Source organism: Methylobacterium variabile (genome assembly GCF_001043975.1).
Classification (GTDB): Bacteria; Pseudomonadota; Alphaproteobacteria; order Rhizobiales; family Beijerinckiaceae; genus Methylobacterium; species Methylobacterium variabile.
In genome coordinates, this window is the sequence record NZ_LABY01000118.1 from 1 (window position 1) to 16,358 (window position 16,358).

The following is a 16,358-nucleotide window of genomic DNA, read 5'->3' on the forward strand; positions in this document are numbered from 1 at the left end:
CTTGCGGATAATCGGCAAGAAGATGTTATTAGTCTGTACAACCGTTTCCCAATTTCCGCCATTGACCTGTGCTTGACCCTGGTCAGGATGGTCGCATTCAGAATACGTTTCTGCACTGAACATCGACCCCTGAAAGAGGTATCCTGCGGCGGCCGGGCGGGCGCGACTGTCGACGCGGAGCGCAATGCCGTTTGATATTTCAGGCGTTGCGTTGCCGTTGATGCGGCTGATCGGGGAGAACCGCCCCTCAATGTAGATCGCCGTTTTCTCATCTAACGTCAAATGAAACAGACCACGGTTCCAGTTGGGGTCTGCGGCGATAACCTCCAGTCCGTTCGGGCCGAAATAGACTTGCGTCCCCGTGACAAAGGACCCTACGCCAGGGATCGTTACATCCTCGGTGATCGTGTACGTGTCGCCGTAGGCGCCCTGGCCGGCAAAAGGCCAATCAGTCCTCCCATCGGGTGGAAAGTATTTGTTGGTCGCGCCATTTGCATTTGTCGTTGTAAATCGACGCTCTGTGATCCTTCCATCAGGCGTGATCGTGCCTTGCGGCGTTGGTGAGGCAAAGCAACGATGCCAGACCCCGGGTGAAAGGCACCACACCTTATCCCCGGGCTGCCAAGACACATTATTACCGAGCCCAGTGAAGCTGCCGTTGCCAAGATCAACGCCGCCGAACGCGGTGCCGGCACTGATGACGACGTACCAATCGCCGGCACTGCCATTGGCGTTGTTGAGAGCGGGTTGTCGCGTATTTGGGTCCCATGCGCCCCGGAAGGTGCCGCCGCGCACGCGCTTCTTGCGCCACGCTCCGTAGCAGAAATAGGCCTCATCTCCGACGCCCCAATCACCGACGCCGTCGACGATCGCATTACCGGCGCGAGCGACGATAATTGTGTCGCCTTCTTCACCAACCCCGGAGATGAGAACAGTGTTCCCCGCATCGTCTTTGTTCGTGCTGGCGTCCCATGATTGCATCCGGTATTTAGGCTTGGCGAGGATTTTCTGCCAGCCCAGGGCGCCGCGATACGCCGTGTCTCCAACGTTGAGGCTTTTGATGTTGTCAATGCTCAGGTTGTCGTGCGCCGAGATTGCAACGTAAGCATCGCCAACCTGGCCGCTTCCTGAGCTGATCGTCCCTGGATTGGCCGCGACATCCCAGGAACCTAACACCTTGTAACGGTAAGTATTCGTCGGGCCTGCGATCAACTTCGCGCCTGGGTCGATGTAGAGCGTGATCGTCCGATACGCTCCGGCGCTACGGGCGTAGGCGCGGGCGACTTTGGATAGAGACCACTCGCCCGCTGGAATTGTTGCACTCACGCTCGTGGCCGGCGAGTAGCTGACCAACGCGGAGAGCCACGCCTGCATGGCCGCAGAGGTGTCCGGCGCGTTGGCGCCTGCGCGGACCGCGGCCCGATCGGCCTTGCTGGAGATGAAATCGTAGGGCGTGAACGGGAAATCAGCCGCCTTGTCCGCGAAGGCGCGCGGGGTCGAGCCATCGCCCGGCGCCAGTGCGGTGATGCTGTCGCCTACCGGATTGCCCGGCGCCGCCACATCCGCAAGCCGGGCCGGGGTGAGGTAGCGATCGAGGGCAATGCCCTGCTGAACATCGGAAGTCGCAGCTGGCGCCGCAAAGCCGCCTGCCGCGAGCATCGGTGTGTCGGCCGCGATGATCCTCGCCTCGCCGAGATTGACGACGATGTGCCCATCCGTGACGACGGTCGCGACCTGCTGGCGCCACCCTGACGTGGAAGCCGCCTGCGTGAGTACACCGCCCGTGCCGACGTAGAGCGGCGCGCCAGGCATCCAGCCTGCATTAGGTCCGAACAAATCTCCGGCGCTCTGGCCGGTCACCCGGGCCCCTGCCGCGCCGCCATTAGCCGTGATGGCCAGCACCGCTTGACGCTGAGCTGGGTCGGAGATGTCGGCAGGGCGGCACTCATCAACTCCGTCTGCGACGAACGCCGACCAAGGCGCAAGGGATACAGTCGCCGTCTTGATGATCGCCGCGCCGCCAATTCCGGCAAGCGCATCCTCATCAAGACCAACGGTGAGGGTCGCGCCGGAGCGGCCGACCTTGATGCCCTTGCCCCCACGGAGATCCTGAGGGTAAGTGCGCGCAAGCGGAAAGGGAGGCATCAGTATTCCTGTGAATGCTACGCGAAAACGACTTTCTCTCGAAGGATTTCAGCGGTCTCCGGCCCAATCGTCGCCGAGATAGATACCTCGTGAACCCCGGGGCGCTGGCTGCGCATGATTTCAGCGGGGAAATAGAAGAGGACAGCGGAGGGGCCGATAACTGTGAGAGTGCCCTGGCCAGTGCCGGCCGTCGTCGCGGTCAGGGAGGCGCGCGCCCAGTCGCCCCTATCGACACGACGCCAGCCGTAATCATCGCGATCTGCGCGACATCCTTCCGGCACCACTCGCATCTCAAGGAGTGCGACTGAGAAATCGGTCAGAGTGCCGTCACTCACCTCCGGAAAAGTAAGTGTATCCCGCCACAGACCGCGCAGCGAAACGGCGCCGAATTTTGTCAGCATGGCTGCCGCTCAAAGCTTGATGTAAATGGTGGCGACGCCGAAGGGCGGAAGCGTATTGTGCGCCTGGCTTGAGCCGGCGCTTGCCAAAGATGCGGTCACACCATGATCGTGGTCGGGAACCTCGTTGCCTGAAAATGTATGCGTATGAGGATCTGTTATTTCAGTGAAACCTGGGGACTGACCAATCTGAGAATTGCCAACGCTGCTTACCGCTCCGCTGCCGCCACTCCCATAAATGGACCTAGCTTCATAGTAAATTTGATGGTTATGCTGTCCGCCTTGACCGATTGTGCCTGACGGCGTGTGTCTCCCGCCGGGAGCGACATCGACTGAGATGCCGTGTCCGTGCTGAGCAAGCTCGGCCTCGGTTAGGGCGTGCCCGGCTTCGCCGCCCGTCGCGCCGAGCACGGCTCCGTCGTCGGAAAGCTTGCCGCCATCAAGCCGGCCGCTCGACGTGCTGGCGTTTCCCATGTTGAGAGCGCCCATCACGAACCGCCCCTGAAGGTCGGGCAGCTCGATGGTCTTGGCAGCGTCCCAATCGTCTTGTGCGGCCTGACCCCTTCCGCCGGCTACGACCCTGCGCGGATCATCCCAGAGCAGGAGGAACAGGGCATAGCAATCGTCGTCGGCGCGCTCGACGCCGGCCGAAGCGGCCGAGCCGATCGTTGCACCATTCGCACGCACCCAACCCGCTCGCCGGCCGGCAGAGTGGATCGCAAGCACAGCGCCGGTCGGGATTTGCCGCAGCGGCTCGAGCGTTGTCCCGCCGCCGGTCGGGGTGGGGTCTCCTTGAAGCCCAACGATCTCCGCCATCACAGCGCCATCAGCATCCGTGATGCGGATGTCGTAATTCCCGACGCCGGTCCACATGGGAGGGAACCGGCCGCTGCCATCCGTTCGCACCGGGAAAGGGTGCGGGAACGTCGGGTCGAGCGCAGAGCTACGGAACAGCGTCCGCGGTGTCGTGGTGTCGGCATCGTACGCATAGAGGCGTGCGTCGAGGACCGCATACCCACCGTCGAAGATGGTCTGCAGAGAAAGGGGGACGAAGGCCATGCGGGCTCCGGTCAGCGGGTGCCTAGGGCGCCTAGGAGGGGAAGGGGGCGGCTATCACCGGGCGCGGCGAGGGAGGCGCCTACGCCAGCGCCGAGGGGCGTGCCGGCGTAGAGGAGTTGATCAGGCGCATAGTGGCTGCGCACCCGATTAGGTGTCAGGACGACGACCTGATCATCGCCACCGTGCTCGGCGAGACCGCGCAGAATAGCGGTGTCAAGACCTTGCTCTTTGGCGCGCGCGATAGCAGCGCCGATGTGCCCGTAAGCGTAAGTGACTCCGGCAGGAGGCTCAGGCTGTCCGCCAAAAGCGCGGACCTGTTCTGCAGTAGCGCGATTTTGCGCCCGATCCATCTGAAATTGATTAATATAGTTATCATATAGTACGCCCCAATTTTTACCAGCTTCTTTAGTAATAATCTCCCTTGCCTGCGCATTAAAAACAGGGTCGTTTTCTACTAAATGCCCCAAATCAAAAACGGCTGTTTTACCAGGGTCAATACTTGTGCGGAATACACGAGATCCAGCCTCGGCGCCATTCGGAAGCGTTTCACCAAGAACCGTCCCGGCATATGTTGACGCTGTGGCTGGATCAGGAGCGAAGAAAATAGCTCCGCGCTCTGAATGCGCCGGACCAAAGTACGGATCAAATTTCTGAAAGTCTACACCAGGCTCTGAGCCATGGTATAAGTCCCAAGATTTAGCACTCGCGTCAACAGTTTGAGGTTGCCGTCTCTCATGCAGAGGAATTGTGTAATTCCCGTGGCCTATAAACTCGCCCTTTTGCGACTGGGCGGGCTTGGCAAGAAAATCGCCAAGCCCTGCCTCCAGGGCATCAAGGGCGGCTAAAGCATCTTTATCCGCCATGCCGCCAAACGAGCGGATGGCGCCGGCCGGCGCTTTGAATGGCAGCGAACCAGTCATCGCGAGCCCAGCGATGCCAGCGCCAGCGCCCATCGCCTCGTCGCTGACGTGGCCGGTCGACGGGTCGAAGATGCCTATCTCGCCGCGGTACGTGCGAGCCGGCGCCGTAACTGCATCTCGGATCCGACTGCCGACGAGATCCGCATATGCGCCGAGGTAATCGAGCGCGCCGGGCGAAGTCTGCGGCCCGAGGGTCGCGGCGCCCGTCACCGGATCGATCACGGATCGGCGCAGCGCCGGCACAGCCGCACCGAGAAAGGGCAGGGGATCAGCCATTCAGGAGTGGCCCGGGTTGCTCTAGGGTGCCGCGCACGCGAGGACGGGGGCGATGATGCGCGCGGTGGTGGTGCTGGGGTGTGCGATGCTTCTCGGCGGGTGCGTGTCAGGTCGCTCGCGTGAAGCTGAAGCGCAGCTTTGCAGCCGAGGATTTCAGGCCCTCAACGACCAGTCGCGGACGCCCGAACAGCGGGCCGCGCTTCTGGAGACCATGCGCAACGCGGGTTGCCTCGGGCAGCAGCCAGCGCGGGTTGCGATCGATCCGCCGCCCTTCCGTATCGTTCCGCCTGGCTCGAGCCGCCTAGATTGCACGACGCGCAACGAGTTCGGGCAGGCGCGAACGACGTGCAACTGATCCTGGCGGCGATCTGGCTCCTGATCCCGTACCCGTGGGGGCTATTGCTGTTCCTGGCCGGCATAGCCCGGTACGGGGCCCTGAAGGCGGCGGAACGGGTCGAGGGTCGATAGCGCCCCCGGAAGCACATCCTGAGCCGCGGGCGCCTGTATGCGGCGCGCAGTGCTCGCACCTGCCGCACCAAGCCCCTGCGCCAAGCGAGCGCCGAGCGAAACGGGAACCTGACCAGCGAAGAGCTGTTCGGCCTGCCGAGCTGCCAGAGCCGACGAAAACGCTCCCGCGCCCTTGCCTGCCACATAGCCGAGGGCGGCTCCAGGGATGCCGCCCGTCGAAGCACCGAGCATGCTAGCGGTCGCGGCAAACGTCTCGCGGGCCAGGGCGGCGAGCCGGTTGCCGGACCCGGACGGGTTCACCGTGCCAGGCTTCGATGCGATGGCACGCAGCACATTGGCGAGCTTTGTCATCTGCGCGAGTTCGTCGGGCGAGAACAGGCGCGTGGAAAGCGAGCGGCCCTCGCCCCGCACGAAGTCGAAGATCCGGTCGCTCGCGCGCTTCACGCCCGTATCGGGCGAGCCTAGAACGCGCTGCCACGCCCCTTGACGAACGGCCGCCCATTCGGCGCTGCCCTCACCCAGCACGCCCTTCAGACGGTCTGCCATTCGGACAGACAGCCCCGTCGCGCCGATCTTGGCAGCCCCATACAGGTAGTTCGCAACCTGTTCCGGGGTAGCGTCTCGCTCGATGATGGCGCGCAGGGCATTCCCGACGTCGTCACCCGCGCCTTGTGGCTTGAACGTGCGCTGGTAGGACGCAAATGCCTTGCGGGCCTCCTGAAGCGCTCCGAGGGCCTCGTCACTTCCGGAGAACAGCCCGTTCTCCATCGCATTCTGGATCTGGCCGTCGAACTCGTTGATGATCGCGCCGACAGCGCGCTTATCCGCCGGGTTCGTGGCGGCAGCTCGGCTGTAGGCGGCCAGCTTGCGGCGGGCCTGATCGACGCCCCGCAGGCTCACGCCGAGCACCTCATCACCCGCCCCCGGCTGACCGATCGTGCCGAGCTGCAGGTTCGACACCGTGTCGAGTTCGGCAAGCGCCCGGTTGGCGGCTGGGGTCAGGGTCGGGTCGATGATGACCGGCTCGGGCCGATTGACGAGGCTTTCGGTGATGCGCTGGGACAGCGGCGCGCTCGGCGCTTGAGGTTGAGGAGCCACACGAGATGCTGTCGCGGCGTCGCCGATCTGCGCAACGACGGGGGAGGCTGCCGCCTCGGCAGTCGGGGCGGCGCCGGTGAACACGCGGGGGTCAAGTTCGCCAGGCTGCGCGAAGGCCTCGCTGTAGCGCTGCTGATAGCCCTGCTTGGCCTCGGCCGCGGCTTGCTTTACGCCCTGGCTGACAGCGTCGCCAGCATCCGCCGCTCGAGCTAGATCCGCCTGCCCGCGGCCGGCCATGTCGCCGATCGCGCCCTTCGCCACCGCGATCTGCTCCTGTTGACGCTGCACGGCCTCTTGCGCGACCCGCTGGGCAGCAGGCCCTTTGGCGCCACCGAACATGGCATTTTCGGTCGACAGCAGCACCGGATCGGCCGTGCGCTGGCCTGCGGTCAGGGCGATACCGAGATCGGCGGCGTCCCGCACCGCCTGCGGCGCGGCAGGCGCAATGGGGGCAAGGGCGGCTCGGGAAGCGGGGGTGAGCGGTGCCGCGATCCCGGCCAAGTCGCGGGCCCGGTCGATCCCTTCGTTCGAGTACGGGTCGACACGACCAGCGTAAACGTCCCCTGGAAGGGTTGCCCCTCCGACAGCGGAGGCATAGACGCCCTTGATGATCGTCGAGAGCTGCGGCACGCCCGGCACGGCGTAGTCTGTGATTGAGCCCTGACGAAGGGGCTCCGCAGGAGTTTGATCCAGCACGAAGCCGGCCGGCAAGCCAGAACCTCCCGGCGTGGGGGCCGGCGACCGGTTAGCGGGGGGCGTGTCCAAGACAAAGCCCGGGGGAAGCTCACTCACGTGAAGGGCACCCACTTGCCGTTGTCGAAAATCAAGCGCTCGCTCGTGCTCGGGTTCGTGGCGGTTGCGCCCTGACGCGGGCCGCCGGTCGAGGGTGACGCCGGAGTGGGAGCCCCCTGTGCGGGCGCACGAGGCGACGCGCCCGAGGCCGGACGGGTCGCTGCCTGCTGCGCCTCGGTGGCCTCTGGAAACAGCGGGTTTGCTCGAGCATACGCCGCCAGGCGATCATCGAAGCCGGCATCGAGCAAGCCGTTGTTGCCCTTGGCGTACTCGCGGGCCAGCTTTGCCACTTCGACTTGGCGCTCGGCCAATGCCTTGCCGAACCGGATGATCTGCCGGTTACCCTCAGGCGTGTTGCCGAGGTTGGCCGTGGTGGCGGCCATGAAGTTCACGTCGCTATTCGAGACGCCTGAGCCGAGGTTGCCTCCGAGCTTGTCGAGCACGGATTGATTGGCGAGCTTGGCGAAAAGCTCCTGCGGCGCAGCCGTGTCGGCACCAGAAATGCCCAGTGCCGAAGCCGCACGGCGGAATGCCAGGATCGTATTGCCACCAGCGCCAGAGTAGAAGTTCGGGCTCTCAATCAGCTTTTCCATCAGCCGGAAGGTGTTGAGCTGCCCCGCTGCGTCGCGTCCGCCTTTCTGTAGATCGTTGAACGTGTCGCCGTAGGCGCCGCCGATCTTGGCAGCCTGCGCCTTCTCCGCCCCCTGATTGACGTTGACTTCTGTGGTCGGCCGGAACGGCGCCAGCAATTTGCCGTCCGCATCAACCTGCACGGGGCCCTTGTAGTCGCCCAAGCCAAGCGAGGCGCGCTCGCCCGGATCAGTGATGGTCCGTACGGTCGTGTCGCGGCCGGCCACGGCTCGGGTCAGGGCGCCCGTCTGAGGGTTCAACACGTAGTCGTTGCCGTCGCTGCCCTTCACCACCGAGAACGACGGCGGCTTGTTGATGCCAGGCACCACCTCGGCGCGGCCGTCCTTGGACGTGCGGATGAGTTGGTCCCCGACGACCTGGAAGGAGAACTCCGAGGGCTTGTTCAGCCCCTCGATGATCTTGGTGGCGTACCCCTGTGTGAGCGGGTTGGCGAGCATCGCGCGCAGGTTCTGCGCCTGGGCCGGCGTCAGCCTCTGCGCCGCGGCCGGGGCCAGTGCCGTTGCGGATGCCGCCCCTGCCTGAGCGACCGGCGGCGAAGCAACGGTGCCGGGCGAGAATTCCCCGCTCGGGGATGACGGGATGATCTGCCCACCGCCGGGGATTGCATACCCGCCAACGGGCTGCGCGCCAGGGGCCGGCATGTCCGCCGCCGGAGCCGCCTGCGCTGCCGCAGCCCCAGTGACGGCAGCAGCCGGCAGGCGCATCGGAGGCCGCGCCGGGTTCGTGCCGGACACGATCGGGCCGCCTGCACCTGCCACCTGGGTTATCGCCGGAGCGCCGGACGGAGCCGCGTCGAACCCGCCTCCGTTCAGCCGCGCAAGATAGGCGCGCGTGGCGTTCAGGCGCGCCGCGTTCTCACCGCCCGGCCGGTTGTAGCCAGCGAACTGCCAAGCATTCGCCATGAGACGGTTCGCCTCTTCGGCGCTGCCAGCGTTCTGAAGGGCCTGTGTCAGCCGCGGGTTTTCGGAGAGCATGAACTGCGCCTGCGCCGTCACCGGATCCGGTGCGCCGGCCGTGAACTTGCGCATGTTGGCGAGCCGATCGCCGCGCCACGACAGGATGCCGCCAGAGGTGCCGGGCTGCCCACTCTCGCTCGGATCGCTCCACGAGCCGTTGATATTGCTGCCCTTGTAGCCGCTCTCACGGCTCGCGTAGGCCGCCACCGCGGCGAGGCCGTAGGGGTTGGTCAAGCCGCCACCTTTGAGGGCGTCGACGAACTTCTTCTCGGCATCGCCGCCGACGCCACTCGGCATCGCCATCGCCCCGGGGCTGCCCCCGGCGAAGGTGGGCAGCCTGCCGGCAGGAAGCGCCCCAGCGGCCACGCCAGCGGCCCCAGGCACACCGGTCGCCGGCACGACTGAGCCGAGAGACGAAAGCGGCTGGCTCTGCTGCCCCTGTGCCGCCATATTGGCGTCAAGCATCTGGCCGTATAGTCTCTGCGCCTCCTCGCGTTGGCCGAGCTTCGCAAGGCCGCCGATCGCCTGCCTAACGTCGCTGAAGTCGATCAGAGGAATGCCAAGACCGCCCGACATATCGTCGCCTTACGAGAAAAGGTTGCCCAGCGAAGACAGCTTGCCGCCACCGCCCGCAAAATCGAACAGGCCGCCGACGAGGCTCTTGCCAAGCCCGAGCGCGTTCGCGCTGGCCTGGTTCTGCGCCTGCGCGAGGTTATTGTTGTTCTGCACTAGGGCGTTGGCAGCATTGGTCTGCACCCCCGCCACGGCGTTGCCGAACTGGGCCTGCTGGTTGGCCGCCGTGCCGTAGACGTTGGCTTGGTTCTGGCCGTAGGCCTGCGCGAGGCCGCCGAGCTGTGTGCCGAGGTTCTGCGAGGCGTTGGCGAGGCCGGCCACACCCTGCGCCTGCCCGGCCAAGCCGGTGCCGTAGCTCGTCGCGGCGTTGCCGAGGTTGCTGACGTACTGTTGATAGCCCTGGTTGGCGAGGCCGTTGGCGGTCGCCAGGATGTCGGCCGTCGCGTTCCCGCCGGCAAGGCCGCCTCGAGCCGCGGCCGAGCGCTGAACGGCGCCGAGGGCCTGGTCTAGCGCGTACTGGTAGCCGGGGCTCGCCTGAAAGGCTGCGGCGGCGGCCTGCGATCCCGCGGCGCCATTCGCCCCAGTCGCGTTCAGGTAGGCATCGTAGGCGGAGCGCCCACCCTGCGCCATGTGGTCGTAGAGGCCGCCGAGCTGCCCAAGGTAGCCCTGCGTCTGCCCGTACTGGCCGCGTAGCGCGTTCTGCGCGTCCGCATAGCCCGAGCCGAGCGACAGGAGCGCGTTGCCACCGTTGTTGACGCCAAGGTAGCCCTGAGCGTTGGCGTAGCCGTTCGTCAGCGCGTCCGCGGCCAGCCCCGTGCCGGCCTGGATGGCGAAAGCGTTGTTCTTGGCCGCACGCTGAGACGCGGCCCCGGTCAAGGCGTCGAAGAGCCCCATCAGAGAACTTCCATCAGCCGGCCGAGCCAGCGGTTGAGGGCAACATGGTAGCGCCGCCACGCCTCGTCGGTGAGCGGCACGCTAGGCGGCGGCGGTGTTGGCCGCGGCGGGAAGTCAGCGGGGAGCGGCATCAGGGCTTCCGAACTGTCACGCGGGGCAGATCCGCGCCCTTGAAGACGAACGGCACCGGATCGCTCACTTCGACGGCAACCCGCAGCCCTTCGCGCGTCGAGCGGCCGAGATCGCCCACGGAAACACGTCGGCCTCCGACGCCTGGCGGTCCGATCGGGCGCTGCAAGGCGTTGCCCCAGGACATGCCGCCGTCGTGCGACCACGAGATGAGGCAGGACGGATCGGTTTCGATCGGGGCTGCGCCGGCCGCGCGCCCCTGGCCGGTCGTGATGTCGACCTCGAGCCCGGACACCCGGGTGCGAGCCGGGAACGAGGCCAGCGGCTGGCTCTCGATGCGAGAGGTGATGGTCTCGCCTGCCTCGCGCCGCCCTGCCGGGTTGAGCGCCAGGACGTCGCCTGTCACCACGTCGCCGAGGATCCAGCGATTGTTGAACCGGATGCTCGTCTCGGCCCGCCAACGAAGTTGCCCGCGCGACATGCGCTCGTTCCATTCGCCGACCGTGGCGTTGAACTCCCATGTGCCGCGGGGGCTCGAGAGGGCCCAGATCGCGTTGCCGCCGTGGGTGTAGACACAGGCCCGCAGGCTGTCAGGGCGCGGCGCGGCGGCGATGAAGCGCTCGACCGCCCGGGTGCTTACGATCTCCGGCTGATAGCCGCTCAGCCGCCGCACCGTGCCGTCAGAAGCCACGAAGATCTGCTGACGATCCCACCCGTCCTCGAACCCGGCCACGCACCAGGGCCCAAGCAGCCCGACCGGGATCACTGCCGATCGGGCTAAGGGGAAGGGCGACGTGCCGGCATCGTCATAGACCTCTACCGACGAGGCGCCCCAAGCGAAGAACTGGCCGGCCGATACGGTGCCGCGCAGCAGGCCATCGGGCTTGGCCTCGGCACGCGTGTAGCTCTGGTCGTTCATCGCCGTGGTGTTGGTCGGCTCCGCCGTGGTGCCGCTCGCCCGGATCGTGCCATCAGCATAGGTGAACAGAAAATAGCCGTCCAAGAACGACACGCTGTTCGGCTGGCCAATGACGGTGCCTGGGTAGTCCTGCACTCCCGTCGCCGTGACCACGAAGGCGCCGACATCGGTCACGGCGACCACGTCCGGGACAGGAGCGCGGTTGTTGCGCGCCATCGTGACCGGCTTTGAGCCATCGAGCGCGCCGACCCGGGAGAACCGGCCGTCCCCGCGCAGGACGAACAGCAAATCCTCTCTGGCGAGGTAGAGCGAGGCTCCGACGACGAGGCCGCCGCGCGGAGCCACTGCCTTAGGCTGCGCGACGACGTCCAGGCCCGGCACTGGATACCAGCGCACCACGGCGCCGTCCTTCGCCGCGAAGACGTTGACCAGCCGACCGCTGCCTTCTCCCGGGATGGCGCCGGGCCCGGATGATGTAGGGAAGGGAACGGCGACCATCAGAAGTAGTCGGGGCGCGTCGGGATTTCGTTGAAGACCGGAGCGGCCCGGTAACGGCGCAGGCGGGCGATGGCGCCTTGCTCCCGCTGACCGAGCAACGTCGCCTCATCCGCGCCCAGGCCGAAGTCGTCCGCAAGCCGGCTCGCGACGATGGCTGACAGCGGGTCCATCGCAGCGCCAGGCACCGCCTCGTCCAGCGGAAAGGCATAGATCTCATCGAGGGCCAGCTCCTCGAGGATGCCGGGCAGCGCATCGCAGACGCGCCTCTGTGCCTCGGGCTCCTGAGACTGCCCGAACCCCACCTCGCCCAAGCGGGTGAGCACGCGCTGAACGACATCGTCCTGAACGTAGTACGACCGCGAGCCACGCGACGGGCCCCGCCGAAGGGTCCTGTCCGCGGTGTACTCGGTGCTGTCCGACGTGATGTCGTTGGCATCGACGCCGAGAGGCAGAACGTCAGCCATGACGGCTCCAATGTTGACGGGCAGCGCAGCGGATCATTGAGAACGCCCGACCTCTTGCCAGAAGGGGCCGATGTTGAGGAGCGTCAGCGAGGCGCCCGACACCATCGCCATGTTCGTCGCGCCCTTGAGCTTGATCCGGGCATTGTGCGCGATGGTCGTGTTGTTGTCCTGAGCAATGATCGTGATCTGCCGGCCAACTTCAGCGTTGGTGAAATCTGTCATCGTCGCCGGCGAAGTGGGATTGTTCGTGTAGAAAATCCGCTGGAACCACGCACCGACGTTGGCCGTCGTGCTTCCCGGGCTGAAGGAAACGAAGGCGGGGTCTGTGCCAGCGAGGGGTGGATTGTTGTTGCTGGAGATCGTATTGAGGCCGATCTGCCTGAACCACCCTGAAACGGTGTTGGCCTGGACATTGTCGCTAACAATATTTGTAGATCCGAGGTTGGCGAAATCAAAGACCCAATCATTAAAGACAGAATAGTTTCGCGAGATCAGGTTGCCGTCGCCGCCAGGGACGGCAATGGCAGTCGCCTTGCCGCCGGCGGCGTAGCCCTGCCCGCTACCGGCGGGCGCGTAGCCGATGAACTGATTGTCCGCGATGATGTTGTTGCTGGATCCGAGCGAACCGTGCCAGTTCAGGTTGACGCCGACCCAATCTTGGGCGCTGCCGGTCCATTTATACAGCAAATTACCCTTGATCTGAGCCTGAACCACTCCCTCAAAATTCACACCATAGCGAAAGCTATTGATGTGGCTGTTCGTTAGCCAGACGCCCGGCCAAGCGTTGTGGGCCGGGTAGTACAGCCCCGTGTCAACCGCGAGAGCGACGATGCGGTCCCAGTGGTTGCCCTCGCAGTCGCCGGTGGCTTTGCCGACGTAGCGGGCGAAGACGACGCTGAGACCGGTGACCATGCCGTCCGAGCACTGTCGGCCAGGGTCACCAATCAGCTCCACCGCCGCGTCCATAGCAGCGGACGGGAACGAGGTGGCGCCGCCGATGTCCTTGCCGCGGATCGAAATGTCGTCCACGCGATAGGAAGACACGTTGCGCAGGCTGATACCGGTGCCCCAATACGCCGAGTTGTTGCCCGTGCCCGCCACCTCGAGGCGAGAGATGCGCGGCCCCATGAACACGGACAGGTTCACGGCGGACGGGTGGATGACCTGTATGGCCTTGTTGCCGTTGACCTGATCGACGCTGGTCAGGAGCGAGAGATCGCGCACGTTCACCTGGCGAGACTGATCGCCCGACGAAAACGACATGCCAGCGCGCCCGGCCGCCGCGCTCGTGAACGTGATGACAGTTATGCCCGGCCCGTCGCCCTCCACGGACACGCGGCGCCCATCGCAGACCAGCATGTGGTCGGATGTGTACTGCCCGCCCGGGATGTAGATCGTGCCGCCGGAGGACGGCAGGCTGTTGCACGCTTTGGTGAACTTGGTAGCGAGATCCTGCCCCTGGAAGGACGCGACGTTGGCGCGGTCCGCAAACAGGCTCGACAGCGGGCGGAGGGCGTCGCCTCCTGAAGGGGTTACGGTCACCCCGGGCAGTCCTACCGGAAGCTGGCTGGTGGGTAGCCTCTGGGTGCTGTCGAGGGTGGCGATGCCGTTCGGCTGCCCGCGCGCGCCATGCAGGGCGTTCACCGCACGCATGGTCTTGATGAACGCGATCCGCATGGGATCGCCCGTGTTGTCGTTGGGCTGCGCGCCGACGTTGATGGCCAGCGGCAGATCTTCCGCCATCGCGCAGGATGCAGAGACGAGCGCGCAGGTGCCCAGGAGCAGCAAACGGAGCATGAACTAGGTTTTCCGCAATGCAGGCGGTCGCGCGAGTGAGTGCCCCGCGCGACCTTTCTCGTCAGACCGTGCGGGCGCGCACGTAGTCCTCGGCGTCAGCCTTGGACAGCCCGCCCGTCACGACTTCACCGCCGCGCAGCACGTCGTAGACGCCACGGCCCTTGTGCTTGATCTGGAAGTCGCCGATGTCCTCGTCGGTATCGGCATCGTCAGCCGGCACCATGCCGGCTTCGGTCTTCACCGCCTCCGGAGCGTACTTCATGCCGCCGCCCGGCGGGTAAGCCGGCATGACGGAGGAGTCGATGCCGCTGTCGGGACCGGGAGCCATGGTGGCGCCAGCCGCCGCAGCGGCATCCTTGCGATCGGAGGCGGAGCCGCCCCCGAACCACGGATTGTCCTTCAGATTGTCGTAGGTCTCCTGATCCACATCGACGGCCTTGCCGTTCTCGAACGAGTAGCTGCCGACGCGGGTAAAGACCGGATCATCGGGCCGCAGGGCCTTGTAGGTGAGCTTGGGCATGCGGCCCTCCTCAGAGCGGGTGCGGATAGAACTCGACGTAGATGTCAGCGAGGCCGGCCGTGGCGCCGCCCGAGACGAAGGCGAGCACGGGCGTGTCGGCCGTGACGTTGCCCTGGCCCGTGCCGGTCAGGCCCGCCTTGTAGCCGGCCGTGCCGGGCGCGATGCCCGTCGAGGTGGCGAAGGCGGCCGGAACGGCGGTGGTGCCGACCGTGACGCTCGGCGTGCCGCCCGTGAACGCCGTCTCGACGGAGACGGACACGGGGCGGACGTGGGAACCGGCCGGAATGACGCCGATCTCGACGCCTGCGGATGCATTGTCGCTGAACGAGACGCGGCGACGGATGCCGTGAGTGACCTGGCTTTCAAGCTTTCTGGGAGGGGTCGCCATTGAACGGGCTCCGAATGCGGGGGCAGGCTGGGGCGGCCAGGATCAGCCGCCCGCTGCGGATCAGTTCGCGGACTGGGTCGCGAAGAAGCTGGTGAAGGTGCCCCAATCGGCGTTGGTATTGGCTGCGACGCCGGTGGACGAGATGCTGTTGCGTCCCTTGACGATCTTCGAGATGCCGTAGCAGATCTCGACGCCGCGCCCCTTCAGGAAGCCGTAATCGTCATCCGAGCGGGTCGTCGGAGCCGGGAGCTGGCCGATCGCGTAGCCCATGGCCTGCTGGCCGACAGTGACGGTGCCGTACACGTCGACGCCCGCGGTGCCAGCCCCGGCGAACCGGAAGAACTGGCCCATCTCCGGGATCTCCCGAAAGATCATGCCGCGGTACATCAGGTCGCCGTCCTGGAACAGCGGGTTGTCGTCCATGCCGTTGCCCTCGCGGGCGCGGGCATCCTTGTTGGCAGCGATCATGGCCGGGTCGTTCGACAGATCGGCGAAGACCGGCGACGGCATGAAGGTGACGAAGTACTCGCGGCCACCATCGACGCGCAGCGGGCGGATGCGGGGATCGGCCTGCTTGAGGATGCGCTTGACCCGGTTGAACGCCGAGACGGTCGCGAGGTCGTTGGTGGTGTCCACGTTCGCGAGCGACGCGGCGAAGTTGCCGGCCACGAGGGTCGATTGACCGTTGCCGAACTGCACGCGATCGGCGTTGCCGATGAGCCACGCGTTCATCTGCGCCGCGGTCGCCATCGCCATCGGGATGCCCTGGACGTTGCCAACGAGCGACGAGGCGGTGCCGGACGGCTGGATGGTCGCCCACGCCTTGCAGATGTCGTCGCGGAGCTTCGCCGCGGCCCACTCGTTCAGCAGCGGCCGAACGGCGTTCATCTGGTCGATTGCCGACTTGCGCATTTCCTTCTTGTTGAGAAGGATCGCGTGACGGGCCCAGTCGATCACGATCTTGTGGCCGTACTGGTCCATCGCCTCTTCGTTGCCGACGAGGGTGTTGGCGCCGACCTGGCCCTGACCGGTCAGGCGGCCGACGAGCGGGATGGTGATCTGCTCACCCTCATCCTTCAGCTCGTTGACGCGCATGATGACGGCGTTCTGCCCGTTCCCCAGGTAGGGGGCGAACAGGTTGTCGCGCTGGTACTCCACGAAGAAGTCCCGGCGCCACTTCTGGATTTCGAGTGAGCTGGGGGTGTTGGTGACGGCCATGGGTGATCCCCGTCAGACGCCCTCGGCGCCTGGCGCTATTGACGGCCGCCCATGTTGGGCGGCGCCGCGTTGAAGATGTCGGCCTCGGTGATCGGCGCGGGCGCGCGGGCGGCAGTGCCAGCAGCGCCGTTGAGCGAAGGGAGGCCGGCGAAGACCGGGGGCGGCTTAGCGCCAGGGGCTGGCTCTTATACACAT

Annotated in this window: 15 protein-coding genes; 1 reads left to right on the forward strand and 14 read right to left on the reverse strand. The window is 65.8% G+C overall.

Annotated elements, in window-relative coordinates:
- The 4 genes from VQ02_RS37200 to VQ02_RS37215 all read right to left on the reverse strand — a co-directional run.
- Nucleotides 1-2,145: hypothetical protein (locus VQ02_RS37200; RefSeq protein WP_157080667.1), on the reverse strand; the 2,145-nt coding region annotated here is incomplete at its 3' end.
- Nucleotides 2,146-2,162: 17 nt separating this feature from the next.
- Entirely contained in the window at nucleotides 2,163-2,546 is a 384-nt protein-coding gene (locus VQ02_RS37205; RefSeq protein WP_157080668.1) for a hypothetical protein, read from the reverse strand.
- Between the two features lie 9 nt (nucleotides 2,547-2,555).
- Nucleotides 2,556-3,602 (reverse strand): hypothetical protein, encoded by a 1,047-nt coding sequence (locus VQ02_RS37210; protein ID WP_157080669.1) that lies wholly within the window; start codon nucleotides 3,600-3,602, stop codon nucleotides 2,556-2,558.
- Nucleotides 3,603-3,613: 11 nt separating this feature from the next.
- Nucleotides 3,614-4,798 (reverse strand): hypothetical protein, encoded by a 1,185-nt coding sequence (locus VQ02_RS37215; protein WP_157080670.1) that lies wholly within the window; start codon nucleotides 4,796-4,798, stop codon nucleotides 3,614-3,616.
- A gap of 52 nt (nucleotides 4,799-4,850) precedes the next feature.
- Between VQ02_RS37215 and VQ02_RS37220 the strand changes: the two genes are divergently transcribed.
- Entirely contained in the window at nucleotides 4,851-5,153 is a 303-nt protein-coding gene (locus VQ02_RS37220) for a hypothetical protein (RefSeq protein WP_157080671.1), read from the forward strand.
- A gap of 41 nt (nucleotides 5,154-5,194) precedes the next feature.
- On the opposite strand, the gene VQ02_RS17290 is transcribed toward VQ02_RS37220, so the two are convergent.
- The 10 genes from VQ02_RS17290 to VQ02_RS17330 all read right to left on the reverse strand — a co-directional run bounded on the left by VQ02_RS17290 (nucleotide 5,195) and on the right by VQ02_RS17330 (nucleotide 16,163).
- The gene (locus tag VQ02_RS17290; RefSeq protein ID WP_048445447.1) at nucleotides 5,195-7,075 is read right to left on the reverse strand and encodes a hypothetical protein; all 1,881 of its coding nucleotides are present in this window, start codon (nucleotides 7,073-7,075) and stop codon (nucleotides 5,195-5,197) included.
- A 77-nt stretch (nucleotides 7,076-7,152) separates the two neighbouring features.
- Nucleotides 7,153-9,339, reverse strand: a complete 2,187-nt coding sequence (locus VQ02_RS39215; protein WP_245239762.1) for a hypothetical protein — start codon at nucleotides 9,337-9,339, stop codon at nucleotides 7,153-7,155.
- Between the two features lie 9 nt (nucleotides 9,340-9,348).
- Nucleotides 9,349-10,230, reverse strand: a complete 882-nt coding sequence (locus VQ02_RS17300; protein WP_048445448.1) for a hypothetical protein — start codon at nucleotides 10,228-10,230, stop codon at nucleotides 9,349-9,351.
- Nucleotides 10,230-10,361, reverse strand: a complete 132-nt coding sequence (locus tag VQ02_RS39755) for a hypothetical protein (RefSeq protein ID WP_280818949.1) — start codon at nucleotides 10,359-10,361, stop codon at nucleotides 10,230-10,232. The genes VQ02_RS17300 and VQ02_RS39755 overlap by 1 nt, the downstream gene beginning before the upstream one ends.
- Nucleotides 10,361-11,776: a hypothetical protein gene (locus VQ02_RS17305; RefSeq protein WP_048445449.1), complete on the reverse strand. Its 1,416-nt coding sequence runs from the start codon at nucleotides 11,774-11,776 to the stop codon at nucleotides 10,361-10,363. Before VQ02_RS17305 ends, VQ02_RS39755 begins: the two co-directional genes overlap by 1 nt.
- Complete coding sequence (locus VQ02_RS17310) at nucleotides 11,776-12,240, reverse strand: hypothetical protein (protein ID WP_048445450.1); 465 nt, start codon at nucleotides 12,238-12,240, stop codon at nucleotides 11,776-11,778. The genes VQ02_RS17305 and VQ02_RS17310 overlap by 1 nt, the downstream gene beginning before the upstream one ends.
- A gap of 33 nt (nucleotides 12,241-12,273) precedes the next feature.
- A complete protein-coding gene (locus tag VQ02_RS17315; RefSeq protein ID WP_048445451.1) occupies nucleotides 12,274-14,037 on the reverse strand; it encodes a hypothetical protein in 1,764 nt (587 codons plus the stop codon).
- A gap of 61 nt (nucleotides 14,038-14,098) precedes the next feature.
- The gene (locus VQ02_RS17320) at nucleotides 14,099-14,557 is read right to left on the reverse strand and encodes a hypothetical protein (RefSeq protein WP_048445452.1); all 459 of its coding nucleotides are present in this window, start codon (nucleotides 14,555-14,557) and stop codon (nucleotides 14,099-14,101) included.
- A 10-nt stretch (nucleotides 14,558-14,567) separates the two neighbouring features.
- Complete coding sequence (locus VQ02_RS17325) at nucleotides 14,568-14,816, reverse strand: hypothetical protein (protein WP_157080672.1); 249 nt, start codon at nucleotides 14,814-14,816, stop codon at nucleotides 14,568-14,570.
- A gap of 189 nt (nucleotides 14,817-15,005) precedes the next feature.
- Nucleotides 15,006-16,163, reverse strand: coding sequence for a phage capsid family protein (locus VQ02_RS17330; protein ID WP_048445454.1), 1,158 nt, complete (start codon nucleotides 16,161-16,163; stop codon nucleotides 15,006-15,008).
- Nucleotides 16,164-16,358: the final 195 nt, after the last annotated feature.